This window comes from Syntrophomonas sp. UBA5494 (genome assembly GCF_002426325.1).
Genome location: NZ_DIPG01000056.1, coordinates 1 through 26,600, shown reverse-complemented (window position 1 = coordinate 26,600; position 26,600 = coordinate 1). Strand labels below are relative to the sequence as shown.

Annotated in this window: 28 protein-coding genes; 7 read left to right on the top strand and 21 right to left on the bottom strand. The window is 50.7% G+C overall.

What is annotated here, in order from left to right; genetic code table 11:
- The first annotated feature begins 116 nt into the window (after window positions 1-116).
- The 5 genes from B3W37_RS06645 (at window position 117) to B3W37_RS06625 (ending at window position 3,664) form a co-directional block, all read left to right on the top strand.
- A complete protein-coding gene (locus B3W37_RS06645) occupies window positions 117-608 on the top strand; it encodes a ferritin-like domain-containing protein (RefSeq protein WP_483171405.1) in 492 nt (163 codons plus the stop codon).
- A 515-nt stretch (window positions 609-1,123) separates the two neighbouring features.
- Entirely contained in the window at window positions 1,124-1,489 is a 366-nt protein-coding gene (locus B3W37_RS06640) for a hypothetical protein (protein ID WP_483171406.1), read from the top strand.
- A 67-nt stretch (window positions 1,490-1,556) separates the two neighbouring features.
- Window positions 1,557-2,093, top strand: coding sequence for a hypothetical protein (locus B3W37_RS06635; protein WP_483171407.1), 537 nt, complete (start codon window positions 1,557-1,559; stop codon window positions 2,091-2,093).
- A 16-nt stretch (window positions 2,094-2,109) separates the two neighbouring features.
- A complete protein-coding gene (locus B3W37_RS06630) occupies window positions 2,110-2,616 on the top strand; it encodes a MaoC family dehydratase (protein ID WP_483171408.1) in 507 nt (168 codons plus the stop codon).
- Window positions 2,570-3,664, top strand: coding sequence for a PHA/PHB synthase family protein (locus B3W37_RS06625; RefSeq protein ID WP_483171409.1), 1,095 nt, complete (start codon window positions 2,570-2,572; stop codon window positions 3,662-3,664). The genes B3W37_RS06630 and B3W37_RS06625 overlap by 47 nt, the downstream gene beginning before the upstream one ends.
- Before the next feature lie 100 nt (window positions 3,665-3,764).
- On the opposite strand, the gene clpB is transcribed toward B3W37_RS06625, so the two are convergent.
- The 18 genes from clpB to mnmA all read right to left on the bottom strand — a co-directional run bounded on the left by clpB (window position 3,765) and on the right by mnmA (window position 22,777).
- Window positions 3,765-6,368, bottom strand: coding sequence for an ATP-dependent chaperone ClpB (clpB, locus tag B3W37_RS06620; protein WP_483175144.1), 2,604 nt, complete (start codon window positions 6,366-6,368; stop codon window positions 3,765-3,767).
- A gap of 9 nt (window positions 6,369-6,377) precedes the next feature.
- Window positions 6,378-6,650: a chaperone modulator CbpM gene (locus B3W37_RS06615; RefSeq protein ID WP_483175142.1), complete on the bottom strand. Its 273-nt coding sequence runs from the start codon at window positions 6,648-6,650 to the stop codon at window positions 6,378-6,380.
- A gap of 10 nt (window positions 6,651-6,660) precedes the next feature.
- The gene (locus B3W37_RS06610; RefSeq protein WP_483175141.1) at window positions 6,661-7,671 is read right to left on the bottom strand and encodes a DnaJ C-terminal domain-containing protein; all 1,011 of its coding nucleotides are present in this window, start codon (window positions 7,669-7,671) and stop codon (window positions 6,661-6,663) included.
- Window positions 7,672-7,686: 15 nt separating this feature from the next.
- Window positions 7,687-9,564, bottom strand: coding sequence for a molecular chaperone DnaK (gene dnaK, locus B3W37_RS06605; RefSeq protein ID WP_483169692.1), 1,878 nt, complete (start codon window positions 9,562-9,564; stop codon window positions 7,687-7,689).
- A 205-nt stretch (window positions 9,565-9,769) separates the two neighbouring features.
- On the bottom strand, window positions 9,770-11,479 hold the full coding sequence (locus B3W37_RS06600; RefSeq protein WP_483169691.1) for a peptidoglycan D,D-transpeptidase FtsI family protein: 1,710 nt from the start codon (window positions 11,477-11,479) through the stop codon (window positions 9,770-9,772).
- A gap of 54 nt (window positions 11,480-11,533) precedes the next feature.
- Entirely contained in the window at window positions 11,534-11,758 is a 225-nt protein-coding gene (locus tag B3W37_RS06595; protein WP_483169690.1) for a DUF4911 domain-containing protein, read from the bottom strand.
- Window positions 11,748-13,094 (bottom strand): peptidase U32 family protein, encoded by a 1,347-nt coding sequence (locus tag B3W37_RS06590; protein ID WP_483169689.1) that lies wholly within the window; start codon window positions 13,092-13,094, stop codon window positions 11,748-11,750. Before B3W37_RS06590 ends, B3W37_RS06595 begins: the two co-directional genes overlap by 11 nt.
- Window positions 13,036-14,079, bottom strand: coding sequence for an endolytic transglycosylase MltG (gene mltG, locus B3W37_RS06585; RefSeq protein ID WP_483169688.1), 1,044 nt, complete (start codon window positions 14,077-14,079; stop codon window positions 13,036-13,038). The genes B3W37_RS06590 and mltG overlap by 59 nt, the downstream gene beginning before the upstream one ends.
- Window positions 14,080-14,094: 15 nt before the next feature.
- Complete coding sequence (locus tag B3W37_RS06580) at window positions 14,095-15,516, bottom strand: VanW family protein (protein ID WP_483169687.1); 1,422 nt, start codon at window positions 15,514-15,516, stop codon at window positions 14,095-14,097.
- 195 nt (window positions 15,517-15,711) lie between these two features.
- Window positions 15,712-15,999 (bottom strand): DUF1292 domain-containing protein, encoded by a 288-nt coding sequence (locus B3W37_RS06575; protein WP_481040755.1) that lies wholly within the window; start codon window positions 15,997-15,999, stop codon window positions 15,712-15,714.
- Between the two features lie 67 nt (window positions 16,000-16,066).
- Window positions 16,067-16,480, bottom strand: coding sequence for a Holliday junction resolvase RuvX (gene ruvX / locus B3W37_RS06570; protein ID WP_483169686.1), 414 nt, complete (start codon window positions 16,478-16,480; stop codon window positions 16,067-16,069).
- Window positions 16,481-16,535: 55 nt separating this feature from the next.
- The gene (locus B3W37_RS06565; RefSeq protein WP_481040759.1) at window positions 16,536-16,790 is read right to left on the bottom strand and encodes an IreB family regulatory phosphoprotein; all 255 of its coding nucleotides are present in this window, start codon (window positions 16,788-16,790) and stop codon (window positions 16,536-16,538) included.
- Window positions 16,791-16,846: 56 nt separating this feature from the next.
- Complete coding sequence (alaS, locus tag B3W37_RS06560) at window positions 16,847-19,492, bottom strand: alanine--tRNA ligase (protein WP_483169685.1); 2,646 nt, start codon at window positions 19,490-19,492, stop codon at window positions 16,847-16,849.
- 120 nt (window positions 19,493-19,612) lie between these two features.
- Window positions 19,613-20,632: an AI-2E family transporter gene (locus tag B3W37_RS06555; protein ID WP_483169684.1), complete on the bottom strand. Its 1,020-nt coding sequence runs from the start codon at window positions 20,630-20,632 to the stop codon at window positions 19,613-19,615.
- A gap of 2 nt (window positions 20,633-20,634) precedes the next feature.
- A complete protein-coding gene (locus B3W37_RS06550) occupies window positions 20,635-20,838 on the bottom strand; it encodes a hypothetical protein (protein ID WP_483169683.1) in 204 nt (67 codons plus the stop codon).
- Between the two features lie 19 nt (window positions 20,839-20,857).
- Window positions 20,858-21,034, bottom strand: a complete 177-nt coding sequence (locus B3W37_RS06545; RefSeq protein ID WP_483169699.1) for a hypothetical protein — start codon at window positions 21,032-21,034, stop codon at window positions 20,858-20,860.
- Between the two features lie 2 nt (window positions 21,035-21,036).
- Window positions 21,037-21,498, bottom strand: coding sequence for a PRC-barrel domain-containing protein (locus B3W37_RS06540; RefSeq protein ID WP_483169682.1), 462 nt, complete (start codon window positions 21,496-21,498; stop codon window positions 21,037-21,039).
- A 250-nt stretch (window positions 21,499-21,748) separates the two neighbouring features.
- A complete protein-coding gene (mnmA, locus tag B3W37_RS06535) occupies window positions 21,749-22,777 on the bottom strand; it encodes a tRNA 2-thiouridine(34) synthase MnmA (protein WP_483169681.1) in 1,029 nt (342 codons plus the stop codon).
- Window positions 22,778-22,935: 158 nt separating this feature from the next.
- Between mnmA and B3W37_RS06530 the strand changes: the two genes are divergently transcribed.
- Together B3W37_RS06530 and B3W37_RS06525 are read left to right on the top strand one after the other, a co-directional pair.
- Window positions 22,936-24,267 (top strand): replication-associated recombination protein A, encoded by a 1,332-nt coding sequence (locus B3W37_RS06530; protein WP_483169680.1) that lies wholly within the window; start codon window positions 22,936-22,938, stop codon window positions 24,265-24,267.
- 14 nt (window positions 24,268-24,281) lie between these two features.
- Window positions 24,282-24,539, top strand: coding sequence for a hypothetical protein (locus tag B3W37_RS06525; protein WP_481040773.1), 258 nt, complete (start codon window positions 24,282-24,284; stop codon window positions 24,537-24,539).
- A gap of 43 nt (window positions 24,540-24,582) precedes the next feature.
- Here B3W37_RS06525 and trxA read toward each other — a convergent pair whose 3' ends face one another.
- The 3 genes from trxA to B3W37_RS06510 all read right to left on the bottom strand — a co-directional run bounded on the left by trxA (window position 24,583) and on the right by B3W37_RS06510 (window position 26,243).
- Window positions 24,583-24,909: a thioredoxin gene (gene trxA / locus B3W37_RS06520; protein ID WP_483169679.1), complete on the bottom strand. Its 327-nt coding sequence runs from the start codon at window positions 24,907-24,909 to the stop codon at window positions 24,583-24,585.
- A gap of 19 nt (window positions 24,910-24,928) precedes the next feature.
- Window positions 24,929-25,204 (bottom strand): metal-sensitive transcriptional regulator, encoded by a 276-nt coding sequence (locus tag B3W37_RS06515; protein WP_481040777.1) that lies wholly within the window; start codon window positions 25,202-25,204, stop codon window positions 24,929-24,931.
- Between the two features lie 319 nt (window positions 25,205-25,523).
- The gene (locus B3W37_RS06510) at window positions 25,524-26,243 is read right to left on the bottom strand and encodes a PRC-barrel domain-containing protein (RefSeq protein ID WP_483169678.1); all 720 of its coding nucleotides are present in this window, start codon (window positions 26,241-26,243) and stop codon (window positions 25,524-25,526) included.
- Window positions 26,244-26,600 lie beyond the last annotated feature (357 nt).

The window sequence follows — 26,600 nt, the reverse complement described above, 5'->3', positions numbered from 1 at the left end:
GTAATCCAGGAAACAACTGCCGGATAAAATGTACACAGGCATGAACGGCGCTTTTTGGACATGAAATAACCAACTCGGGTATAATGATTGGCAAGATGGTATGGAGGTGATATGAGATGACCATAAAGGAATTGGAATTGTTGAAGGTGGCGATATTGAACGAGGTTGAAGGCGAGACCTTCTACCGCCTGGCGGCTGAGCATCTGAGCGAAGGCGAAATCCGCACCTTGTTGATTCATCTGGCCGATGAAGAGGTGAGACATCAGGAGACTATGCGCAAACTTTACGCTGACCTGGCGGCAGGCAAGGAGCCGTTGCCTGATGATCTTGACATGGATCTTATACCTTCTACGGGCATTTTTGACCTCATGAAGCTGGGCCAGGTCAAGAGCGATCTGGAAATCTCAGTGATCAGCACCGGGGTATTAATGGAAAAGGCATCAATAGATTACTATAACCAGGCTGCAGAGCAGGCTGACAATAAGGCGGTTAAGGAGTTGTGCCGGTACCTGGCCAAATGGGAGCGCGACCACCTGGAAAAGTTGGAAAAGATATACGATTACCTTAAGTCCGACTGGTATGAACAACAGGGGTTTTCCACTTCTTAAGCAGGGAAACACAGGGACGGTTCTGAAGGGGTCAATCGGAAGTTCTGCGCAGGAAGAAGGCTCAAATTTCGGATAAAACTGAAATTTGAGCCTTTAACGTATCTTGGGCAAAATTTTGATTGCCAGAAGAATGAAGTCGCTGCCTGCAGGTCATATGGGATCCTCGTCCACTCAAGCAATCTGAAAAGGCGATCTCCGAGAATGCTTCCGCCGGCGGCAAGGGGCGTTCAGACAACTCGGCAAACTCTTTTGCCAGGCGGAAACTGGTTTGCAATTCATGCCACCGCCCATGCCGGAGCATCGGCTGAAATCCAATCAATCACAGTACAGCTTAAACTGCAAATCAGTAACGTAAAAAACCAAACCAATTTTATACACAAGATTTTCCCAAAATTTACAATCACAGCATAGCAATTTAATATTGCCATGGTAAAGTGAACCTAAGGCGGTTCCTTTTAATAGTCTGATGAGCATAGCCGGAAGTCAAGAAAAAATGATGTGGTCATGCAAAACGATTGAAACATTTGAAAGGAGAGAACAACATAATGTCTTATGAAGAAACGATGAACAGAAGTTTCGAGATGGCGGAAAAATCCATTGAGAGTTTTTGGGATACCTGGCTTTTGGTTTTAGGAAGCATTACCTGGTCCCAGGAACAGATGGATAAGATGGTGCAAAAATATATGGAACAGAAAAAAGTAGCCCGCGAGGAAGCCGTAAAATTTGTCGAAAATCTTGCCATGCAGGCAAAAACGCAGCAGCAGCAGTATGGCGAAGTCATGAAGGAATCCGCATCCAGTTTTCAAATTCCCGGCTTTACCTGCATGACGGATCTGTTCAAACGGGTTGAGGAATTAAGTAAAAAAGTTGACAGTCTGTAAAATTGCGAAATTCTGGTGGGAGTCATCACCCTTTAGCATACGGATTGGGAAAGGATGAATCGCCTTTATGACCGCTGAAAAACAGAACACCGAAACAAAGCCTCAGGAAGAAAAGTGTTATCCGGATTTCATAGAACTCTGGAAAAAAGTTTATTTTCAAAACGAGGAAGCCTGGAGCAATGCCGTTAAAGAGTATTTGTCGACCAAAACGTTTAACGAAATGGCCCATTCCATGAGAGAACAATACCTGGGCAGCTACCAGGCCGGGAAGCAAAACCTGGAAAAGCTTCTGGAGACAAGCGTTATACCCTCTAAGAAAGACCTGGCCGGGGTTGCTGAATTGATCATCGCGCTGGAAGATAAAATCGATCAGATTGACTTTCAGATCCACACTCATCTCCATTCCATTACGGATAATCTTGTCAGGATGGCGGATTTCCAGCAGCGGAGCTGGGAACAGATCGACCTAGTCAAAGAGAAATTAGACACGATAGGCGCCATATTGAACCTTCCAGCTGAGGAACCGGTGCTGGAAATCTCAGCCCCCAAGAAGACCGATTCGCTTAAAAAGAAAAACAAAGCCAGGAATGAAACGACTGGCTAAAACCAGGAGGAGTATCATGATCGAGAAGACCTACAGTGAATTAAAAGTGGGCGACAGAGATTTTGTGGAAAAAACCATCACCGAGACGGATGTATACCTTTATGCGGGAGTTACCGGTGATTTCAGCTGGCTGCATGTCAATGAGATCCGGGCCCGGGTCGGACATTTCAAAACCCGGATCGTTCACGGCATGCTGCTGGTAGGTCTTATATCCAATGTAGTCGGCAACAGTATGCCCGGAGCCGGGACTATATACGAAAGCCAAACCCTGCGCTTTTTAAAGCCCTGTTATTTTAACGACACCATCAAAGCAGAAACCGAAGTCATAGAAATCATGCCGCGTGGCAGAGTCAGACTGCGCACCACTTGCTACAATCAGCACGGTCATATTTTGCTTGACGGGGAAGCGGTCGTCATTCCTCCCCGCCAGCACGTGTTGGAAACCATGGATATCATGGACAAGGAGTTGGATGACTATGAAAAAAACAGGCTGTACGAACAGCTCAGCCGCCGTGCTGGGTGAGAAATTACAGGAAAGCTATGACCGGTTCCTGGATAATTCCAAAAAATGGGCGGAAATACTGGTTTTTGACCCCTACCCCCAAACCGGTATGACTCCCAAAGAAACGGTGTGGAGAAAAAACAAAGCGAAGCTATACCGGTATATTTCCAATACCGGGGAAAAGTATCAAACTCCCATTCTTTTTATATACGCTTTAATAAACAAAGCCTACATCCTGGACCTGACCCCGGGGATGAGCCTGATCGAACACCTGGTGGCTGAAGGGCACGACGTATATCTGCTGGACTGGGGCGATTTTGGCTGGGAAGACCGCCATCTTAGTTTTGCCGATCTGATTTTCGATTATATAGCCCATGCCGTGCGTAAGGTCTGCCAGTTTTCCGCTTGCCGGCAAATCAGTTTGGTCGGTTATTGTATGGGCGGGACCATGGCGGCTATGTATGCATCACTTTTTCAGCAACCAACCGTTAAAAACCTGGTGCTTATGGCTGCGCCCCTTGACTTTCATGATGCCGGCCTGTCTTCTCTGTGGTTGCGGCCTGAGTCCTATGATGTGGATAAAATTGTGGATGCTTTCGAATTGATACCCCGGCATTTTGTGGATGCCGGCCTGAAAATGTTAAATCCGGTAAACAATTATGTAGCTACCTATAGCCGCCTATGGAAGATGATTGATGAAGGGATGTCGGTTCACAGCTGGCGGGTGTTGAACAAATGGATGAATGACAACACCAACTTGCCCGGTGAAGCATATCGCCAGTGGATTAAAGACATGTACCAGGGCAATAAGCTGGCCAATAAACAGTTTGTTTTGAGGGGCCATTTGATAGACCTCCATCGTATTGAGGCCAACCTGCTGGCTTTATCGGGAAGCAACGATCATATTGTTCTGCCTTCCCAGGCAAAGGCAGCGCTGCATCTGACCTCCTCAGCGGATAAGGACTACTGTGAATTTCCGGTAGGACACGGGGGTCTGGTATTTGGCAGCATAGCGAAAAAATCTGTGTATCCGGCTATGAGCGAATGGCTGGCGATGCGCAGCGCATAAAAGTCATACACGCCCGACACAGTAAAAGAACGTTCCGGTAAAGGAACGTTCTTTTTTTTGTTGGGGGGGCAAACAAGGGGACCGTCTCCCCTTGTTTGCCTTATCGGGCGGCTTTCTCGATATTGAGCGAAATTGCATCCTGAGCAGCGCTGATGATCACATTGTCCCCCGGAGCAATGGCTCCGCCGATGATCTGCCGGGACAGTGCGGTTTCAACCTCCTGCTGAATCAGCCTCTTTAAAGGCCTGGCCCCGTAGTAAGGGTCATAACCCCTCTGGCCCAGATATTTGAGGGCTGATTTATCCCAGCTTAGAATACTCTGCATATTTTCGCGGAAACGCAAAGCCAGCTTCTTGAGCAGCATACCGGCGATCTGTTCGATCTGTGCTTCTTCCAGGGCGTGGAATACTATGACTTCATCCACCCGGTTTAAGAACTCCGGCCGGAAATGCATCTTAAGCAAATCCAGTACTCTGCTGCGCATTTCTTCATATTTGCCTCCGCTCTGAGAGAAGCTTAATATCTCCTGGCTGCCGATGTTAGAGGTCATGATGATGATAGTATTGCGAAAATCGACCGAACGCCCTTTGCCATCGGTCAAGCGGCCGTCATCCAGAATCTGCAGGAGGATGTTGAACACATCATGATGAGCCTTTTCGATCTCATCGAACAACAGCACCGAATAAGGTTTGCGCCTTACCGACTCGGTGAGCTGCCCCCCTTCTTCATAGCCCACGTATCCGGGCGGAGCGCCGATGAGCCGGGCTACGCTGTGTTTTTCCATATATTCCGACATATCCAGCCTCACCATGTTGCGCTCATCGTCAAAAAGGGCTTCAGCCAGAGCTTTGCTTAATTCGGTTTTGCCCACCCCGGTGGGTCCTAAGAAGATGAAACTGCCTACCGGACGATTGGGATCTTTCAACCCGCTGCGGGAGCGCAGAACTGCATCGGCCACCGCCTCCACGGCCTCATTCTGGCCTACCACCCGGTCATGCAGAATATCGTCCAAATGCATCAGCTTTTCGCGTTCGCCTTCCATCAAGCGGCTCACCTGTATGCCGGTCCAGCGGCTCACCACCCGGGCGATATCTTCTTCGTCGACTTCCTCTTTAAGCAGGCGGTGCATCTGATTATCTGCCAAACGGGATTCCTCATCCTGAAGCTGTCTTTCCAGCTGGTTGAGGCGGCCGTATTTCAGCTCCGCTATGCGGTTCAAATCATACTCCCGCTCGGCTTTTTCTATTTCGGTGCGGCATTCCTCTATGTCGCGCTTGATCTGCCGCAGCCGCGAAATAGCTTCCTTTTCATTCTGCCATTGGCTTTTCATCACATCAGCTTCACTGCGCAGATCCTGCAGTTGTTTGAGGATGTTGTTCAGTCTCTCCCTGGAGGCTGGATCTTTTTCCTTTTCCAGCACCGCCGCTTCTATTTCCAGCTGCATGATGCGGCGGGTGATGTCATCAAGCTCGGCCGGCATGCTGTCTATTTCGGTACGCAGGCGGGCAGCCGATTCATCCATCAAATCTATGGCCTTGTCGGGGAGGAAGCGGTCCGAAATATAACGGTCGGACAGAACCGCAGCCGCTACCAGGGCGGCGTCCTGTATGCGCACCCCGTGGTGTACTTCGTAGCGTTCTTTCAAACCCCTCAATATGGAGATGGTATCCTCCACTGAAGGGGGATTGACAAATACCGGCTGAAAACGCCGTTCCAGGGCGGCGTCTTTTTCAATGTGTTTGCGGTACTCGTCCAAAGTGGTGGCCCCGATGGCGCGCAGTTCCCCGCGGGCCAACATGGGTTTTAACAGATTGCTGGCATCCATGGCCCCTTCAGCAGCCCCGGCTCCGATCACCGTATGCAGTTCGTCAATGAACAAGACTACTGTGCCGCTGGAATCCTGCACCTCTTTCAGAACCGCTTTGAGCCGCTCTTCAAACTCTCCCCGGTATTTGGCCCCGGCTACCAAAGCGCCCATATCCAGAGATATGATCTGTTTGCCTTTCAGGCCCTCAGGCACGTCTCCGGCCACGATTCGCCTGGCCAGTCCTTCTACGATGGCGGTTTTCCCTACCCCGGGCTCGCCAATCAGAATAGGGTTGTTTTTCGTGCGGCGGGAGATAATTTCTATCACCCGGCGTATCTCCTCATCCCGGCCGATCACCGGATCCAATTTGCCTTCCCTGGCCAGGCGGGTCAGGTCTCTGCCATAGCGGCTCAGGGCTTCATAGCTCTCCTCGGGATTCTCACTGGTCACTCGCTGCGAACCGCGCACCGCGCGCAGGGCATTGAAAATCTGGTCGCGGTTCAAGCCTACGGTTTGCAATAGATTTTTAAGATCGTTTTCGCTTTCAGTAATTAAGCCCAGGAGGATGTGCTCCACACTGACATAGTCATCTTTTAAGAGCTGGGCTTCTTTTTCGGCCTGATTCAGTACCCGGGCCAGGGAGCCGCTCATATACACCGAGCCCTCATATCCGTAAACGGCCGGAATTTTTTCCAATAGCCGATTCAACTGCTGGTCAAAAGCATTGAGGTTTATGCCGGCTTGTTCCAGCAATCGCGGCACGATGCCCTCTTCCTGAGTTGTCAAGGTCTTTAAAAGGTGCTTGCTGTTTACTTCCTGATGGTGTTTCTCGGCTGCCAGCTGATGCGCTTCGGACAGGGCTTGCCGCGACTTTTGGGTAAGACGTTCTATATTCATCTAATCACCTCATTTCTTCAAGTGTTCGATTTCGTCCTCCAGGGATTCGATTCGCTCCAATAATTCCACGATTATAGCGGCTGCGTTTATATTTACCCCCAGCCTCTGCCTGATGCGCATAATTTTTGAAATCCGTGTCAAGCAGCAGTTGTCAATGCGGTGATTCCTAATTTCGATAATTCCAAGCTCCGCCAGCAACTGCAGGAATTCTGGATGGATATCGATTTGCGATAATGGCATCGGCTCCCCTTCATCATGGAAGTATACTCTGTAGATGCTCATAAGTACTCTCCTACCTTTTTCGAATCTCCTGTAGCTGCCTGTACAGATCGCGTTCCGCTTCACTCAAATTACGCGGTATATCGATTTTTATTCTGACGTACTGGTCTCCGCGGGTCCCGTCTTTCCTGGGCAGTCCCTTGCCCTTGATGCGCATGCGCTGCCCGTTATGGCTCCCCGGCGGAACCGTCATAGTGATGCTGCCCTCCAGGGTGGGAACCGGCATTTTATCCCCCAGAACAGCCTGCTCGGGGGTGACGGTCAACTCTGATTCAATGTCACTTTCCTGTAGTTTAAACAGGGGGTGGGGCAGGATATTGACCTTCAGGTGCAGGTCGCCGCGCGGACCGCCGTTAAACCCCTCTCCCCCCTGTCCTTTCAGGCGGATGCGGCTGCCCTGATATACACCGGCAGGGATGTTGACCTGCAGGGTCTTCCGCTCGGGTATCGAACCGGTGCCGCCGCAGCGCTGGCAGAAGCCTTGATCCTTAAACCCCTGGCCGTGGCACTCCGGGCAGGTGGAAGCGCTGCTGATGGCGAAGGATCTGGCGCCGCCATGCAAGGCTTCTTCCAGAGTGATATCGACTTGGCTTTCCACATCTTCACCTCGCCGGGGCCGATCATAATAATAAGAGCCGAAATCGGTCTGGGGCTGCCGGCCGCGTTGTCTTCCACCGAACAAAACATCAAAGAAGCTGCTGAAGCCTCCCAGGTCTGACGGATCGAAATCAGTGCTGGTGTAGGTATAGAAACCGTCACTGCCGGGCGGGGGGGTGAATTGATCCCCCGCCCGCCAGTTGCTCCCCAGACGGTCATATTTAGCCCTTTTATCGGGGTCGCTCAGTACTTCGTAGGCTTCATTGATCTGCTTGAATTTCTCTTCCGCTTCGTCTTTCTTTTTCCCGGTGTGCAGATCAGGATGCCATTTCCGCGCTAGTTTGCGGTAGGCCGCCTTAATCTGTTTGGGATCAGCGTTGCGCTCCACCCCCAGAACCTGGTAATAATCCTGATATTGCACTGACATAATCTACTGCCTCCATTAACGGGATGATTTATTTTCTTCATATTCGGCATCAATAACATCGTCGCCGTCCGTCTGAGCGGCGGCGCCGGGCTCTGATGCCTTATGCCCCGCATTCGCCATGGCCTGGGCCGCCTCGTTCAGCTGGCTCATCAGATCGTCCAGGGCCGCACTGGAACTGCCGTCTTTAATGGCTTTTTTCAGTTGTTCCAATTTCTCCTCTATGCCGGCTTTATCAGCTGTTGGCAATTGATCTGCCATGGTGCTCAACTGCCGCTCTACCTGATAAGCCAGAGCGTCAGCCTGGTTGCGCTTTTCCGCCTCTTCGCGCCGTCTGCGGTCTTCCGCGTTAAAGTTCTGGGCGTCTTTGATCATCTTGTCGATCTCGCCCTTATCCAGGTTCGAGGAGCCGCTGATAGTAACCTGCTGTTCCTTGCCGCTGGTCTTATCTTTGGCGGTAACTTTGAGAATACCGTTGGCATCGATATCAAAGGTAACCTCAATCTGCGGTATCCCCCGCGGTGCAGGCGGAATCCCCTCCAGCTTGAATTGTCCCAGAGAACGATTGTCACGGGCCATTTCCCGCTCACCCTGCAAGACATGGATATCAACCGCGGGCTGATTATCATCGGCAGTGGAAAATACTTCACTGCGGCGCACCGGAATGGTGGTATTGCGCTCAATGATGCGGGTCATGATACCGCCCATGGTTTCCACCCCCAGGGATAAGGGGGTCACATCCAGTAAGACCACGTCCTTGACCTCACCGGACAATACCCCGGCCTGAATGGCTGCTCCCACCGCTACAACCTCGTCGGGATTTACGCTCATGTTGGGCTTTTTTCCGGTGAGTTCTTCAACCAGCTTTTGCACCACCGGCACCCGGGTAGAACCGCCCACCAGAATGACCTCGTCAATATCCGGGGCGTTTAGCCTGGCATCTGCCAGAGCCGATTTAATGGGCTGGCGCAGTCTTTCAACCAGGTCGTGCACCAGATCTTCAAATTTTGCCCGGGTCAATTTTATATCCAGGTGTTTGGGTCCATCGGCATCCGCGGTAATAAACGGCAGACTAACCTGGGTCTCCAATACGCTGGAAAGTTCTACTTTGGCCTTTTCCGCCGCTTCAGTCAAGCGCTGCAGACTCTGTTTGTCTTTCCTCAGGTCGATGCCGTAATCCTTTTTGAATTCCTCCGCCAGCCAATCCACGATAGCCTTGTCAAAATTGTCTCCTCCCAGATGAGTGTCCCCATTAGTGGATTTCACTTCAAAAACCCCGTCCCCGACCTCCAGGATGGACACGTCAAAAGTCCCGCCGCCCAGGTCAAAGACCAGTATGGTTTCATTAGTCTTCTTTTCCAAACCATAGGCCAGGGCGGCAGCGGTCGGTTCATTTATTATTCTCAAAACATTTAACCCCGCGATTTTTCCGGCGTCTTTGGTAGCCTGGCGCTGGGCGTCGTTAAAGTAAGCCGGTACGGTGATAACCGCATCGACCACCTTTTCTCCCAAGTAATTGGAAGCATCCTCCGCCAGCTTGCTCAATATCATTGCGGAAATCTCTTCCGCAGCATAGAATTTGTCATCAACCTTGAATCGAACCGCATCAGCCGGCCCCGCGCTAACCTGGTAGGGCACCAGCTTGCGCTCGTCTTCAACCTCTTTAAAACGCCGTCCGATAAATCTTTTTACCGAGTAAAAGGTCTTTTCAGGATTCAAGGCTCCTTGGCGCTTGGCAACCTGTCCCACCAGGCGGCCTTTTCCCTCTTTAAAAGCAACTACCGAAGGTGTTGTTCTAGATCCTTCGGCATTTATTATAACCGTGGGGCTCCCCCCCTCAATCACTGCGACAACGGAGTTGGTCGTACCCAGGTCAATTCCAACTGCTTTGGCCATTACTATACACCTCCTCAAGTAAATCATGAGCCAAACTCATATTGAAATATAAATATGGTATTTTTCATCCGGCTGGGTGAAGCAGCCTTAAATCAGTCACCAGCTTTCCTAATATCTGTCTTTTATTATAATATGCACCTTATTAATAGTCAATAAAGGTCAAAGCAATTTATTTACATATTCCGTCCTGATACGCAGCGGGTTTTTAATAGTAATTCATCATTCCCTGTACGATGTCGCGGAACACCGGGGCAGCGTCTTTGCTGCCGCTTTCACCGTCTTCAGCCAGAACCACGATAGCAAAGCGGGGTTCAGCGGCGGGGAAGTATCCGCCAAACCAAGCGTTGAGTATTTCACGGGGAGGGGTGGTACTATTATCAATTGTGCCGGTCTGACTGGTACCGGTTTTCCCTGCAATTGGCACTTCCTGCATGGCGGCGCTCTGGCCGCTCCCTTCTGTAATCACTTTTTCCATCATCTGCCGCATCACGGCGGCAGTTTCCAGGCTGATTACTTTTTGCTTGGATTGATCAGGCCAGACTTCTGTGCTGCCATACTGATCTACGCTGTAGCGCACCAGGGAAGGCGCTTTCCAGAAACCCTCATCGGCGATCGTCGCAATCATGGAGGTCAATTGCAATGGAGTGAGCATCACCCCTTTTTGCCCCACACAAGCATTCCCCAGTGCGGCAGGTCCGGCTTCAATATTCACATAGCTGTAATCAGTGTCAGCCACATAACCTTGAAGGGTTTCATCAGTGAGGTGGAACCGCTCCACATATTTCATTAAATTGTTTCTGCCCAAAGCTTCCCCGACCGCTATAAAACTGGGATTACAGGAACGCGTAAATGCAGTGGTCAGATCAATCCGGCCATGACCTTCTTTTTTCAGACAGGAAATGGACACCTGAGAATTAAAATCGTAGGCCCCATCGCATTCAAAATAATCGTCAACGGTGACGGCTCCTTCTTCTAAAGCTGCTGCGGCTACCAGTATTTTAAAGATGGAGCCGGGGTGATACCTGCTTAAGGCCCGGTTGGTAAGGGTGCTATAAGGGTCGCTGGCTATTATCAGGCTGATATCATCGTAGGGATTGAAACCGGGCCTGCTGGCCATGGCTAAAACCTGGCGGGTTTCGATGTCCATCACCACCACCGCCCCGCGGTCCACGTGCCGGTTCATGGCTGTTTCAGCCAGTTCCTGAATGCGCTTGTCAATGGTCAAAGCCACCGTGCCCCGGGAGTTTTCCTGTTCCTGACGCAGTTTAAACATCAACCCTTTTATAACCGTATTGCGGGCATCCACCGTTGAAACTAATTCCAGCTCGGCAGTGGAATTGGCCAGGATGTGATCATAGCTTTTTTCGATGCCTGATTGCCCGCTGTTTCCTGTCGGGCCGACATACCCCAGCAGGTGGGCCATAAAACCGTCATCCCGGTACCTTTTTATCATAGGAGCTACGATCACCCCCTGTATGTCCAGATCAAGCAAGGCCTCCACCTCCTCATCGCCGAGGCGGGAAGCTATTCTGATCAGTGACCGGTCCTGATCTCTCACCTGGCTCAGGTTCTGTTTGATTTCTTGTTCGGTGTCTTCATTCAGATAGGGAGCCAGAAGGGATTCAACCCGGTTAAAGGCCGCCTGAAGGTTGCCGTCTCCAGCATAGTGAGTGTTTATCACCCCCGGCATAGCATAGAGGGCATAATCTTTGGTGCTATCGGTGAGAGGGATGCCATTGCGATCCAGAATAACGCCCCGCGGGTACTCTTTCAGCTCAATGGTCTGACTTCTCATCTGCACTGCGGCGCGGGCCAGCTTACGGCCGTTTATCACCTGATCCCAGGACAGCTTGCCGGCCAGAAAAACAAAAATAAACAGCATCATGAAAGCCACCAGGGCAATACGTCGGCGCACTGCCAAGCCCCCTTTTTCTGCCTTTAAATGTAGCATGGTCTCATCATATCAGGCTTATACAGCGGGTCCGTTTTTGATGGAAATCTCGAAAGGCAAATTAGTCAAGATATGCATTAAATCCCGGCGGGTGTCCGCGGTTCCCCGCACTACCACCAGGCCGTTATGGCGGTCTATAGTGGATAAGACCCCCAGGTGCTCGTAACCCTCGATTATTTTGTTTAACAAATCGATATCTGCGGGATTTACCGTCAGCCAAATATTGCCGCAATCATTCTGCACGGCCTGCCCTCCTTAACACCCGGCGCAATATTGAATTTGGCAGAACGGGCTCCGATGAGGGTATCCAAACCCGCTGCCGGGCATGGCGGGCGCGGTCCAAAGGCATTCCGTCACTGTCATAAAGCTCTGTGAGGGTTAATGGTCTGATATCTTGCGGCGGAATCATGATCTCCAGGTCTTCACCCCGGCCAAAATTAGCCCTCTGTTCAACCTCGATTCTGCCCCTCTCCTGATCGCGGCCCTTTACCATCCCGCAGAACTCGAAATGATAATCGTCCCGAGGCGTTTTGGCGGTGTCTTGTAGCTCATCTGCAGAACCGCAAATAAAACCGGTGGTATAAGGCCGGGTGGCTATGCCCCGCAGTTCAAGGCGCCAGGCTTCCAGATCCGGGGGCGAATAAGGGGAACGGCTTTGCAGCCATTTATCGATGGCCTGTCTATAAACTCGAGCCGTCACGGCGGTATAGAGGGGGCTTTTCATGCGCCCCTCCACTTTAAAGGCATCAACCCCGGCCTCGATCAGTTGCGGGATATAATCCAACAGGCACAGGTCCCTGGAGTTGAGAATGTAGGTGCCATGCTGATCTTCTTCAATAGGGTAGTATTGCCCGGGGCGCTTCTCTTCCTGCAGGGCATAGCGGTAACGGCAGGGATGAGCGCAAGCGCCTTGATTGGCGCTGCGCCCGGTCATATAATATGACAACAGGCAGCGTCCTGAATAAGATACGCACATGGCCCCGTGGATAAAGACTTCGATTTCCATCCCTACCCGGGCCTTGATAGCAGATATCTCATCCAGCGACAATTCCCGGGCCAGTACAATCCTGGCGGCGCCCATATCCTTGAACACCGCAGCGCTTTCGTAATTGCTCACATTGGCCTGGGTACTGACCGTAATAGGAATCCGGGGTGCGCAGCGCCGGGCCAGTTTGATGACTCCCGGATCCGACACAATCAAGCCGTCTACATTAAGCTCGGCAAGCTTCTCCAGATAATGAGGCAATTCTTTGAGGTGGCGGTTATGCGCCAGGATGTTCACTGCCACATAAACCTTTTTGCCCATACTCCGGGCAAATTTTACGCCCTGGCCGAGAGCTGCCAGGTCAAAGTTGCCGGCATAAGCCCGCAGACTATATTCCTGGCCGCCGACATATACCGCATCCCCGCCAAAAAGCAAGGCGGTCTCCAATTTTTCCAGGTCGCCGGCCGGCATTAAAAGCTCCGGCCGAAGATGGCTCAGGTCTTCGCAAAGCTGTGATTGACTTGAAAAGGCAGGTTTAGTTTGCATAGCGGCGCTGAGCTGCCAGGTGTTCGCCAAAGGTGGCGGTAAATTCATGGCTGCCGTCTCCTCGGGCAACATAATACAAATAGTGGTGGTTCTCCGGTGCCAGGGCAGCTTGGATAGAGGCCTGACCCGGGCAGGCGATCGGTCCAGGCGGCAAACCGGGGTATAGGTAGGTATTATAGGGCGAGTTCACCTGTAAGTCAGCATATGTAACTACAGGTTTATTGGTACCCAGACAATACAGTACAGTGGCGTCTATCTGCAGGAGCATGTCCATATCCAGCCGGTTCTTTATGACCCCGGCGATCTGGGCCCTCTCGCTTGCTATCCCGGCTTCTTCCTCAATCAAGGAAGCAGTGGTGACCACTTCCATCATATTGCGATTCTGCGCCTGTGCCAGCCCGGCGAATTGGTCGTTCCATACGGTTTCAAAGCGGGTCAGCATTATTTTTACAATTTCCTTGGCGGAGGTGGATTCTTCAATAGTATAGGTGTCAGGGAAAAGGAAACCCTCTAAAGGATGCTTAACCGCAGAGGAACGCTGTGCTTTGAGAAAGGAAAAATCATAGTCGTCGCCGGCCACTTGCTTCCATTCCTCAGGGCTGCATATACCCCTGCCGACCAGCAGTTCGCCTATCTGGTCAACGGTATAGCCTTCCGGTATGGTTAAAGACAGCTTGACTACCCTTCCCTCGGCAATGGCCGAGGCAATTTCAGCCAATCCTTGACTCCTGGAAAAACGGTAATGGCCCGCCTTGAGCTGGTTGTCCAAACCCTGCTGACGGCAATAGGCCAGAAAGAAGTCCTCATTGCGGATCAAATCCTGTGATTTCAATAACGCGGCAATCCCGGCCGCGTTGCTGGCCGGGGGGATATTAAGATCTATCCAATTAAGATCACCGGGATCTACCGGCTGATACTGCCGGGAAAGGAGTTGCCCTCCCCAAAGGCCCAGGCTTAGCAGTATCAATAGGGCGGCCAGCATTAACATGGTGTTTTTCTTGCGCATAACCTTGATTTCACTCATTTCAACCATCCATTTTCATATTTCTTAATCGGTATATCCTTCAGCCCCCGGATCCACATTTTCCGGCTCGGTATCTACCGGGGTCTCAGACGGGTCAGGTTTGTCGGGATCGCTGCCGGGATCATCCGGATCATCCGGCTTATCCCGGTCAGAAGGCTTTTCAGGCGGCGCTTCCGGCCCCACAAAAACCAATTTATTTAAAGGTTTATAACGATCCCGGGCCAGCTGCTCGGTGCTGGTGGTTTCTCCGCCGGCGCCAAGATAACTGCGGAAAGAGCGCACCACATATCCGGGTGTTCCGTTATGATCCAACTTTTCTGTTCCGGGTTCCATATCGGGTTTTAGTTCTCGTATCTCTTGAAAAGGAATGACCTGGTCAATAACATAGCTCAATTTCACATTTTTCTTGAAAGCCAGGTTGCCGTACAGGGTGATGGTCAGCTTCCCTCCTCCGGCCACGGCTCTTATGTAAACCGGACTGTCGGTGTTGTTTCTGAAGCGGTAGTCCTGCAGCCCGTAAGCCACAGTCGCATCCAGTCCGGGAGGGATGTAGGCCACCAGGAGGCCGTGGTTGTAGCGTTCCACTATTTCCAATCCCGCCAGGAGAGTGGCATTGTAAAGCGTTGAAGATACCTGGCATATACCGCCCCCGGTGCCGGGCTCGAATCTGTCCCCCACAATAACCAGGGCATCCCGGTATCCGGTAACACCAGTACGCGGTCCCACGGTCTGGTTAAATGAAAAGACCTGCCCGGGCTTGATCATCACCCCGTTTATAATGTTGGCGGCTTTGGTCAGATTATGGGTGCGGTCTACCTCAGCCACTTTATACCAGGTGGTAGATGAGGACAATTCCCCCATCCCTTCAAGGTCCTTGGCAATAACCGCCGGATAATTTTCCTTCATTTTGAGCGGTATTTCCAATGCAGAAAACTCATCCCATTCTTCCGGCATTTGCGACCAGGTGGCATCATGGTCTATTTCTTTCCCTATCTTTTCGGGTACTACCACCAGGCCCCTGCTCTTGTCCACCTCCAGGTAGGCATCCTCGGCCGGGGTTCCCAAAGTCCCCTGCCACTCTTTAAGCAACTGCTGCACCACATCAGCCCGGTATTCGACCGGCACTGAATACTGAACGGCTTTGCTGCCAACCATACTGGTGGCTTTAGAGATCCAGTTCCGCTTGGCCTCCTGGGAGTAGACCTCATTGACGACCCTGGCTGCCTCCACCGGGAAAGTCAAGGCCCCCAGGGTTGTTTCATAACGATAGGTTCCGCTGGTGAAAACCACCGGTTGCTTATAGGCCCGGTTCACTCGCTTTTCCAGAGTAGTTATAGCCTGGCTGCTATCGCAGCCTGCAACCGCAGCATTGGCTATCGTGACCCCGGGAAGAAAACTCTGTTTACTGGCATATGCCTGCCAATAAAAAAGACCTGCTGCCGACATTATGCCCAAAATAAGGATAATTACCCAAAATACAGCCTTCTTTAATCTTGTATCGAATTGTATAGCAGACAAAACTCTTCCCCCAAAGCCTAGATTAGTCCTAACTATTACGATTATATTACATTTACGAAGCAGTATGCTATCTAATCAGAGACACAAAAAAGAAGCCCGGAGGCTTCTTTTGAAGACTTAAAATTAGATGCCCTCGCTGTCTACCAATTCCTGCCAGGCATCTGCCACCATTTCCCATTCTTCTTCATCTTCGATGTCGCTCAGGAATTCGTTGCCTTCTTCATCGTAGACCACTTTGAGTATGACCACTTCACATTCCTCTTCATCTTCCTCTTCCAGGGGTATAAGGACGCGGTAAAAGGCCTCCTCGATTTCCAGTTCAGCTAATAGCTCAAATTGATGTTCTATACCTTCATCATCAACCAGAACGAGTACTGGATAATCATCATCTAAAAGGTCTCCATCGTGCATTAGAGTCACCTCTTTCTACAAACTATTGACATTCTATAGTTTATTGCTCTTTTCGTCAAACAAACTCTTAACGGCTGTGGCGGTCCAGATAACCTTGCAATATGTGAACCGCAGCCAGTTTATCGATAACCTGCCTGCGCTTGCGGCGCGAAACATCTGCTGCCAGGAGGGTGCGTTCAGCGCTTTTGGTAGACAGTCTTTCATCCCAGAATTCAACTTCGATTCCGGTAAAAGACGATAATTGTGCTGCAAAGCCCTGCACCAGTTCCGCACGAGGCCCGATAGTACCGTTCATGTTAAGAGGCAAACCGACTACGATCTTTTCAATTTGATTTTCAGCACAAAGCCGGGCCAGGTGAGCAAAATCCCGGGCCGGATCATTTCGCAGCAATACCGAATGAGGCTGAGCTGTCCAACCTAAAGGATCGCTCAGAGCCACCCCGATGCGCTTGTCTCCGACATCTAATCCCATTATTCTCATAATTCACCCTGCATAACCCTGACGCATCCCGGCTGCCTGCAGTACCGTTTCTTAATCACTTGCCCAGGTAGTCCCTGATTAAAACCTCCATGATCTCATCACGGTCCACTTTGCAGATAAGGCTGCGGGCTTCGTTATGGCTGGTAATATAGGCCGGGTCACCGGAAATCATATACCCTACCAGCTGGTTTATCGGGTTATATCCCTTTTCTTCCAGGGCCAGGTGAACTGACTGCAGGATCGATTTGACCCTTTCCTCGCCGTCTTTGGCCAGACTGAAACTTACCGTATTTTTAGGTCCGTGTGCCATATTTTAAATCCCTCCCCAGGTACTCTTTCGGCTTGGGAAATAGATAATCCTTTTACTTACCCCAGAGAATTTTCCACTAGCGCCCGGGCAGCACTCAAGGCGGCATCTATTTTATCCGGCTCCCGGCCCCCGGCCTGGGCCATGTCCGGCCTGCCCCCGCCTCCGCCTCCGGTGATGCGCGCTGCTTCTCCCACGATTTTCCCGGCATGTACGCCCTTTTCCACCAGATCCTTACTCACAAAACACACCAGAGAAACCTTATCGTTATTTTCCGTAGCCAGGAGCACTACGGCGCTGCCCAATTTATCCTTCAGCATTTCCGCGTTCTGGCGCAGTGAATCGGGTTCCTGGCCTGTCACCCGCGCGATAAGTATATGACTGCCGCCCTTTTTATAAGCCTGCGTCAACAAGTCCTCGCTGGCACTGCGTGAGATCTTCGCCTTCAAAGCCTCGATCTCCCGCTCCCGTTCTTTGAGCATACGAGTCATGGCTTCAACCCGGTTGCTCACATCACGGTCCGTGGTCTTTAAAAGTCCTGCGGCCTTTTTAATCTCCTGTTCGATTCCCTGCAGGTAGCCGAGGGCGGCCTTTCCTGCCACAGCTTCAATCCTGCGTAATCCGGAGCCTATACTGCCCTCACTCAATATCTTAAAAAGGCCGATCTGACCAGTATTTTTCACATGGGTTCCGCCGCACAGTTCCAGACTGTAACCTTCCACCTGAACCATACGCACCAAATCACCGTATTTCTCTCCGAATAAAGCCATGGCGCCCATATTGCGGGCCTCTTCCAGGCTTTTTACCGAAGTTCCCACCGCATAAGCCTGCCATATGGCTTCATTAACCAGGCATTCAATCTTCTCGATTTCCTGCTCGCTCAAAGCTGACAGATGGGAAAAATCGAAACGCAGACGGTCAGGCTCAACCAGAGACCCCTTTTGCTGCGCGTGCTCTCCGAGTACAGTTTGCAGAGCTTTGTGCAGGAGGTGGGTAGCGGTGTGATGGCGGGCCGTAGCCAACCTGGATTCGGTTTGCACCTCCAGAGCGACAGTTTCCCCGCTGGTTAAGGTTCCTTTCAAAGTGCCCAGATGAATAATCCAGGGCCCCACTTTCTGCACGTCGTCAACAGACATTTTTCCAGCCTGGCCGGATATCATGCCCCGGTCAGCCACTTGCCCGCCGCTCTCGGCGTAGAAGGGTGTGGCTGCGGTGACTGCCATAATGGGGCCATCCTGCGCCGCGCTGACCAGCTCGCCGTCTTTGATCAAAGCCAGCAGCCGGGATTGATCTGTTAAGGTGTCATAACCGGTAAACCCGGTGGGTTCAGCCTCGATCTGGGCCAACAGCTCCGAAATCATGATCTCGCGAGCCCAGGCCTCACCGCCTTTATTGGCCTGGCGGGCTCTTTCCCGCTGCATATTCATCTGTTCGTTAAAGCCGTCACGGTCGACGCTGACCCCGTTTTCATCAGCCACATCCTCCGCCGAATCCAGGGGGAAGCCATAGGTATCGTAAAGCATAAAGGCCTCGGCTCCGCTCATGACCTGGCGGCCTTCTTTTTTCATGTTTTTGATAATATCTTCAACTTTTTTCAGGCCTTCGCTGAGGGTTACCAGGAAGCGCTGTTCCTCCATTTTGATAACTTCTTTGACAAATTCTTTGCGGCCCGTCAGTTCAGGATATGCGTCCTGCATGAGTTCGCACACCATATCGACGTTTTTATGTAAAAATGCCTCTTCAATCCCCAATACACGTCCGAAGCGAACCGCGCGCCTTAATATGCGGCGCAGTACATAGCCGCGTCCGTCATTGCTGGGCAGCACTCCGTCGCTTATCAAAAAGGTGCAGGCTCTGCTATGGTCGGCTATAACCCGGAAGGGAAAGCCTGCCTCCCCGCGATCGTATACCCTGCCGGTCATTTCCTCCATATGTTTGATGATGGGGGTAAAAAGATCAGTATCGAAATTGCTGTCCACACCCTGCAATAATGAACTGAGCCTTTCCAGTCCCATACCGGTGTCAATGCTGGGTTTGGGCAGCGGGGTCATGTTCCCGCTTTCATCGCGGTTATACTGCATGAATACCAGATTCCAGATTTCCAGGAATCGGTCACAGTCACACTGACCGATGCCGCATACCTCAGCTTTACAGGCATATTCCGGGCCGCGGTCGTAATGGATCTCGCTGCAAGGCCCGCATGGTCCGGTGTCGCCCATAGCCCAGAAATTGTCTTTCTCTCCCAGGCGGATGATGCGCTCCGGGGTGACCCCGGCGACTTCCTGCCACAGGGCATGGGCTTCATCATCATCGGTGTAAATAGTAATCCACAGTTTTTCCCGGGGAAGTTCGGCCACCTGGGTCAGAAACTCCCAGGCATAAGCGATGGCGTCACGTTTGAAATAATCACCAAAAGAGAAGTTGCCCAGCATTTCGAAAAAGGTATGATGCCTGGCGGTTCTCCCCACCGTGTCCAGGTCATTGTGCTTTCCTCCAGCGCGCACACACTTTTGTGCAGTTGCCGCCCGGGTATAACTGCGCTTATCCAGACCTAAGAACACGTCTTTAAACTGGTTCATTCCAGCATTGGTGAACAATAGGGTAGGGTCATCAATAGGCACCAGTGATGAACTTTCCACCACCGTATGACCCTTTTCCCTGAAGAATTCGAGGAAAGTCTGTCTTATCTCACTGCTCTTTTTCACTAAAGGCCTCCTCCATCCCGAAAAAAATACTAGTATAGTTTATTTTCACGGAAAAGCCGATGTGCTGTCAACTTATCGCGGCTAGAAATTGCAATGGGAGCATTTTACATAAGCCGGCTTTTATTCTGCTATCTTGAGATGCGCCCAATGCAAAACCACTTTTAATACTGCTGCCGCCGGCAAAGCCAGGATAATGCCCCACAAGCCAAACAAGGTTCCTCCGGCCAGAAGCGTAAATATGATCACCAAAGGGTGCATACCTAATTTTTGACCAATTACCCGGGGAGTAAACAGGTTGGCATCTAATTGTTGGATAATAATAATCCCCAGGGTCATATATATGGCCAATTTTAATGAAACGCTCCATGCCAGAAGCACAGCCGGCAGTCCCCCCAGCAAGGGGCCGAAATAGGGAACCAGGTTGGTGATTGCCGCCAGGATACCGATGATCATCGGAAAAGGAACCCCCAGTATAGCCGCCAGGGCTCCCGTCAACAGCCCAACCGTTATCGCCACCAGGAAATACCCCTTTATAAACTCGGCCATTATCCTGTCGATCTCCTGACACAGGCTGCGCAGCTGTACACGCCCCCGCGGGGGAAGGAGATTAAGGAAACCATCTCTGATTTTTTCCCAGTCATTGAGGATATAAAAGGCCAGGATCGGCGCAAAAATCAAAGCGAGTATACGGTTTAACAGATGATACCAGGTGTTGATAAAGTTCTGTAAAGCGTTATATATACCAGTTTCGATCTGATCGAGATTATGGTCGATAAAGATTTGCAGGCGTTCCGGTTTGGATATGCCGTCCATTTGCGAGATCAGTTTCTGCACATCTTGCACACAATGCGGATAGAGTTTGGCCAGGTCCCCGAGTTCGGCCGCAGTGACCGGCACAATCCAATATATCAAGGCCCCCAGACTGGCTATGGCCAGGCAGTAGATGAGCAAAATTGCCATTACCCGCTTAAGACCCCGCTTTTCCAGGGCAGCGACAGGTCGGTAAAGAAAATAGGCCATTACCCCGCCGAAGCTAAAAGCATAGAGCACTTCGCGAACCCGGTACAAAAAATAGAGGGTGGCGACAGCCACCAGGAAAAAAAGAATGTAGCGCCATCCTCTAGTTTTGTAAAGGGACACCTTTACATCTCTCTTCCCATATTGGAATAGGTTTCGTCACGCATGCTGCCGACCGTGTTGTCGACAGCCTCTTTGGATCTGCTGATGATACGGTTTCCTACCCGGGACAGTTCGCTGCTCTGATTATAATACATCACTGTGGCTGCCACCCCCAGGAGGGCTCCAAACATCATAATGCCCCAATGACCATGATTGTGCTCTCTCAATGCTTCACCTCCGTCTCTGTTAAAGAATTTCTGAGGAATTATCCATAGCAATCAGACTTCCATCTTCGGCCACTTCATACAGATTAACCTGGCCTTTTTGAAAGTTGAATTCCAGATAGCAATTCCAACAGTAAAACTGGTCGCTTCCTACCTTGCCTACCTGCAGACCGCCACAAGCTGGGCATCTCAATGTCATGGTTAAGCTCTCCTTTCCGATTCAATGACCGCACTTGTTATACTCTTCCAGGTCACCTGGTCCAGTGGGATTTCGCAGCGGCCCTGCAGTATATCATTCAAAGCCCCGCTGTAAACCTCAACCCCCCAAACCCTGTGATCCTGCGCAGAGATTATGAAGTCACTGACCGCACCGACTTCCCGGCCCTGTTCATCGTATATAACATCTCCCACTTTTTTTTCGTATACGGTAGATTCTTCCCTTGCCGGGCATGGTTTGATACTGGCCATGTCATGAATCAGCACAGCATGCTGGCCTAATACAAAACAAGGGCTGGGGATCATACGCACTTCACTTTCGTTGGTGTTTATGATCAGATAGTCTATCCGGTAACTATCATCGACTACCACCTCTTTAACTGAACCGATTACAGTTGCGGTGGGTTCATAAAATACCGGCAGGCTCAATATGTTGCGCAACTTCAAGTCAGCTGGCCCCCTTGTTGTATTGTGTTTAGCTTGCCCGGCAGAGCAAAAAAAATGCGCCGTAAAAGGCGCAGTGTAATCAGATATAACTGTTTTAAGTCAATTTGTTATTCACTTCTGATTGTTATCGTCATTAGTTTCCCCGGGACTTTTTTCCATTACGGCAACGCTTTCCTTCCGGGCCGCCTCACCCCTTTGTCTGAGGCCTGCATAGACACCTCAACCGGGCTTAACGGCTGAAATCATCGCCTCATGACTTCAATCCCTTTTCGATTATGCCTCCGCCCAAAACTTGATCCTGGCAGTAGAAGACCACTGACTGGCCTTTGGTTATGGCCCGCTGTGGTTCAGCGAACTCGACCCTAACCCCGTCTTGCTGCGGATAAACCACGGCTTTGCTCAGGGGCGCCCGGTAGCGGATCTTGGCCTCAACTTCCAGGGGCAAAGGGGGCCGCTCACCACGAATAAAGTTCACATCACCGGCAGACAGAGCCCGTTGATACAGCTTCTCTTCCGGACCGGCGATGATGCGGTTCTGTTCACTTATTAAATCCACGATATACAACGGTTGGGCTGCGGCAATCCCCAGACCGCGCCGCTGTCCGACGGTGTAATAGGGCAGCCCCCGGTGCCGGCCTATAACGTTTCCGTGCAGGTCCTGAATCTCTCCGGGCTCATTATGCACTCGTTCCGCCAGGAAGTCCCGGTAGTCCCCCTCAATAAAGCAGATTTCCTGGCTTTCCTGGCCTTTTATGATGGGAATACCGTGTTCTTCGGCCAGCCGCCAAACCTCTTGCTTGGACAATTCGCCCAGCGGAAACAAGATTCGAGCTAATTGCGCCTGGTTCAGCCGGTAAAGGAAATAGCTCTGGTCTTTGCTGCGGTCCAGGCCCTGGTGAAGGCTGTATAAACCGGCTGCGGCGTCGTATTTTATCCGGGCGTAATGCCCGGTGGCAATCTTGTCACAGCCCTGCTCCAAGGCGTATTGCAGGAGGGCCCCGAATTTAATCACCGAGTTGCAGCGAATACAGGGATTGGGGGTAGCCCCCCTCTGGTAGGTGTCACAGAAATAACCTATGACCTCTTCCTGAAATCGACTTCTCAAGTCAACCACATGATGAGTGATACCCAAAAATTTTGCTATCTGTACGGCCTTGTGGGTTATGTCGGGGTTCCAATTTACCATGGTGATGCCCAGGACCTCATGACCGCTCTGCATTAACAATAAAGCGGCTACGGCACTGTCCACACCTCCGCTGAGAAAGACCCCGGTTCTCATTGGCGTCAGCTCCTGATTTCATTATGTTTCAAGCCTTGATTACTATGGCAAAATACAATACCACATTATACTAGTTGATATAGATGGTCAAATTATGATTGCAGGCCGGACCATTTTGAGCCTAAGATTTATTTAGAAAACCCTAAGGAAGGAATCGTATGAATTTATTCGACATTAACTTGGAATCCCAGGGAGGCCGGCAAGGGCCATTGGCTTTTCGTATGCGGCCCCGTACTCTGGATGAGATAGTGGGTCAAGATCATCTCCTGGCTAAAGGCTCGGTGCTGCGCCGGCTCATCGAGCAGGATGCCCTGACCTCCATGATCCTTTACGGTCCGCCCGGCATCGGTAAAACCAGCCTGGCCCGGATCATCGCCGAGCATACCAAAGCCGCCTTCGTACAGCTGCAGGCCGTAGCCGCAGGGGTGACTGACATAAGAAAGATGGGCGCGGATGCGGCCGCGCGGTTAAAATACTATCAGCAGAAAACCATTCTCTTTGTAGATGAGGTGCATCGTTTTAACAAATCTCAACAGGATGTATTGCTGCCAATCGTTGAGGAAGGCACGATCATTTTAATAGGCGCCACCACCGAAAACCCCCTCTATGAGATCAACAATGCGCTTTTATCCCGGGTAAGACTCTATGTTATGAAAGGACTGGATGAAGACGCCATAAATAAGATCACCAACCGCGCTTTGTTTGATTCCGAGCGGGGTCTGGGTAAATACGGGATAAGCCTCGATGACAAGGCCAGGCGGCTTATTGTTGAGCATGCCAAAGGGGATGCCCGCACTGCCTTGAATATTCTGGAGACCCTGACCAATTCCAGTGACACCAGCCGGCCCTTGCATCTGTCTGAAGCGGATGTCGCCCTGGTGGTGGACCGGCCCCGCCTTCAATATGACAAGCGCGGCGACCTGCATTATGACAGTATCTCAGCTTTCATCAAAAGTATTCGCGGCTCTGACCCGGATGCGGCTATATTCTGGCTGGCCAGCATGCTGGAAGGCGGTGAAGACCCGGTATATATCGCCCGCCGTCTGGTAATACATGCGGCTGAGGACATCGGCCTGGCTGACCCCCATGCTTTGCCTCTGGCTCAAGCGGCGGCGGCGGCGGTTGAGTTTATCGGCATGCCTGAAGGAAGGATACCTCTGGCTGAAGCAACCTTGTATCTGGCCACCGCGCCTAAAAGCAATTCCAGCAAAGCAGCCATTGACAATGCCATAGCATCCATACGCAGAGGTCCCGCTGTCAATGTTCCTCCACATCTGGGCGATACCTCTCACTCCAAGGCGTCATCCTGTCTGGGCAAAGGCCGGGGCTACAAATACCCGCATGATTATGGAGGTTATGTGGCTCAGGACTATCTGCCGGCCGAATACCTGGGCAGCAAGTATTACCACCCCGGAGACCAGGGTTATGAGGCAGTCGTCAAAGCATTTATGCATCAGCTGGGCCAGGGCAAAGACGGTAAGAAGACTTAGAGGGAGGTTTGGATATGCTTGATTTGAGTTATTTTAATTATTGTCCCATGCAGCAGCACCCGGTTTTAGGCATGATATGCCGCGGCTGCCAGTATCTGGAGGGAACTGAAGATGACTGCCGCTGCACTTATGAAGAACAGCCTGAAACCGAGGGATATCTGATTAAAGATATCATCAGTCGTCTCTTGGACTGCCTGGAGGCGGGCCAGAAAAGCCTCAGCAAAGCGGATATACTATCCCTTTTAGAAGACCAAAATGGGTGTCAGGCCTGATTTGCTGACACCCCGAGTGAAATCTATATCTTGCCATTTTTATTTAGCCCAGGACTTCATCAACGATCTTCTGCAGTTGTGCTTTACCTTGCGCGCCCACAATCCTTTTTATCTCCTGGCCGTTCTTGAAAAACAACAGAGTGGGGATACTACGGACGTTGAAGCGGCTGGACAAAACCTGGTTCTCATCCACATTCAGTTTAGCCACCTGTATGCGGCCTTGATTATCCAGGGCCAATTCTTCGACAATAGGTCCCACCATACGGCAGGGGCCGCACCATGGCGCCCAAAAATCCACCAGAACCGGAAGCCCGGATTGAACAACTTCCTTTTCAAAATTGTTGTCATCTAAATTGATCACATTAGCCATTGCATATCCTCCTTATGCCTTATTTAATTAGTCTGCCCATCAGGGTAACTATCTCATCAATTCTTTCCTGTTGCCCTTCCTGGCCGACGGCTTTGGCAATACACTCCCGGGAGTGATGCTGAAACATAATCATCCCTACTTTGTTCAGAGCTGATCGCACTGCTGCCACCTGGTTAAGAATCTGGCCACATTCAGTCTCTTCTTCGATCATCCTCTGCAAACCTCTTACTTGTCCCTCAATCCGTCGCAGTCTCGTTAATAGATCCTGGCTGACCCTTTCTTTATCTTCAGACATTTCTATACCCCCCTTGGGTATGTTTGCTTTAAATTAGTATATGTTAAATATTGGGCCATGTCAAATGTTTTCCGGTAAAAAACACATCAAAAAAACGGGAGCATACTCTGCTATCCTCCCGTTTTCGTTATCGTATCATTTACCATACTAAATAGTATACCGCCATGGCCACCGCGGATGAAATAAATACCCATAAAAAGGTCCTCATCGTTTCCATTTTAACGATTTTGATCAATTCATCCATAACACTATCCTCCCGTCATCGGAACTGAACCTAATTATAACATATCAAAAGCTTTAAGGCTCATAACATACTGGATCAGCGGGCCCACTGGGTCAGTTCCACGAAGCGGTCGTGGCCTTCGGCCACATCCAAAACCTCTCCCGTAACCACCGTACCCTTGGGAATAATCACCTGGTTTTTATGGTCTTTAATATCCTTTTGTACTTCTTTGCCCATCAAAAATTGACGTTGTTTTTGTTTAAAAAGCACCGCTCCTTGTTTTTTATGAGATGACGAAGGGGTGGTTAAAGCGGTCACAGAGGAGCGGCCTTTGCCCTGTACCTGCTGGCGTTCTTTGATAATCAGCACATCCTGGCCCAAACTGATGATATCCTGGCTGGCGATGCTCTGTAATTGCATATTGTTGCGCAGGTTCTTATAATCCAGTTGCACAATGGCACCGCTGGGCTCGTCAATAAATATGTCCTCAATCACGCCTTCCAGGTTGCCGCTGCGGGTCAGGACCATTTTATCCATAATGTCGATACTGGCCTCCAGGCAGCTTCTGACGGCCGGAACTTCATCTATCTGATGCAGTTCCTGTTCATTTTCGGTAGTGACTGCATATTCGCCCAGCCCTACCACCTTCAGAAAATCCAGTAAACGCAGATCAATATATTTGCTTTGTCGGCCCACCAAAAAGAATTCCAGCTTGAGACTGCGCGGGTTCACCAGAAGATCCATAACCCGCCCCACTTCTTTGCCCTCTTTAATGGCAATAACCGGTAGTCCCAGCAGTGAAAAACCCTTTTTCAAATAGTATCACCTCATCTTGATCCTGCGAAGAGTACTTTTTCAAAGAATATTTGACATTGATATGCAAAATCCTGCCTATGCAGCATTGTATAGACAAATTCTGTTATTGATCTCACATGCCAGATTACCTTGGGAAATATAAATCATGAGCTGGCGGGAAGCTCAAAATGAAGGTGCGGTCTTCCTACACATCTTGTTTAATTAGTTTTGGGTGTCATATGAATCGTTTCATTATTGTTGCCCCATACCAGATTTAGAGCACAAACAGTCTTGGAATCCGGTATAAAACCACCACTTGCGATGCTCCTAACCTTTACCCATCTTTATCTGCGGATATAGTCCGAAAAGATCCCCTTC

Bases quoted from the DNA above. Each gene is read 5' to 3' on its own strand.
- B3W37_RS06645 (WP_483171405.1), top strand. From the start codon at position 117: ATGACCATAAAGGAATTGGAATTGTTGAAGGTGGCGATATTGAACGAG.
- B3W37_RS06635 (WP_483171407.1), top strand. From the start codon at position 1,557: ATGACCGCTGAAAAACAGAACACCGAAACAAAGCCTCAGGAAGAAAAG.
- B3W37_RS06630 (WP_483171408.1), top strand. From the start codon at position 2,110: ATGATCGAGAAGACCTACAGTGAATTAAAAGTGGGCGACAGAGATTTT.
- B3W37_RS06625 (WP_483171409.1), top strand. From the start codon at position 2,570: ATGAAAAAAACAGGCTGTACGAACAGCTCAGCCGCCGTGCTGGGTGAG.
- clpB (WP_483175144.1), bottom strand. From the start codon at position 6,368: ATGAATATAGAACGTCTTACCCAAAAGTCGCGGCAAGCCCTGTCCGAA.
- B3W37_RS06615 (WP_483175142.1), bottom strand. From the start codon at position 6,650: ATGAGCATCTACAGAGTATACTTCCATGATGAAGGGGAGCCGATGCCA.
- B3W37_RS06610 (WP_483175141.1), bottom strand. From the start codon at position 7,671: ATGTCAGTGCAATATCAGGATTATTACCAGGTTCTGGGGGTGGAGCGC.
- dnaK (WP_483169692.1), bottom strand. From the start codon at position 9,564: ATGGCCAAAGCAGTTGGAATTGACCTGGGTACGACCAACTCCGTTGTC.
- B3W37_RS06590 (WP_483169689.1), bottom strand. From the start codon at position 13,094: ATGAATTTACCGCCACCTTTGGCGAACACCTGGCAGCTCAGCGCCGCT.
- mltG (WP_483169688.1), bottom strand. From the start codon at position 14,079: ATGGTTGAAATGAGTGAAATCAAGGTTATGCGCAAGAAAAACACCATG.
- B3W37_RS06580 (WP_483169687.1), bottom strand. From the start codon at position 15,516: ATGTCGGCAGCAGGTCTTTTTTATTGGCAGGCATATGCCAGTAAACAG.
- B3W37_RS06575 (WP_481040755.1), bottom strand. From the start codon at position 15,999: ATGCACGATGGAGACCTTTTAGATGATGATTATCCAGTACTCGTTCTG.
- ruvX (WP_483169686.1), bottom strand. From the start codon at position 16,480: ATGAGAATAATGGGATTAGATGTCGGAGACAAGCGCATCGGGGTGGCT.
- B3W37_RS06565 (WP_481040759.1), bottom strand. From the start codon at position 16,790: ATGGCACACGGACCTAAAAATACGGTAAGTTTCAGTCTGGCCAAAGAC.
- B3W37_RS06545 (WP_483169699.1), bottom strand. From the start codon at position 21,034: ATGACATTGAGATGCCCAGCTTGTGGCGGTCTGCAGGTAGGCAAGGTA.
- mnmA (WP_483169681.1), bottom strand. From the start codon at position 22,777: ATGAGAACCGGGGTCTTTCTCAGCGGAGGTGTGGACAGTGCCGTAGCC.
- B3W37_RS06530 (WP_483169680.1), top strand. From the start codon at position 22,936: ATGAATTTATTCGACATTAACTTGGAATCCCAGGGAGGCCGGCAAGGG.
- B3W37_RS06525 (WP_481040773.1), top strand. From the start codon at position 24,282: ATGCTTGATTTGAGTTATTTTAATTATTGTCCCATGCAGCAGCACCCG.
- trxA (WP_483169679.1), bottom strand. From the start codon at position 24,909: ATGGCTAATGTGATCAATTTAGATGACAACAATTTTGAAAAGGAAGTT.
- B3W37_RS06515 (WP_481040777.1), bottom strand. From the start codon at position 25,204: ATGTCTGAAGATAAAGAAAGGGTCAGCCAGGATCTATTAACGAGACTG.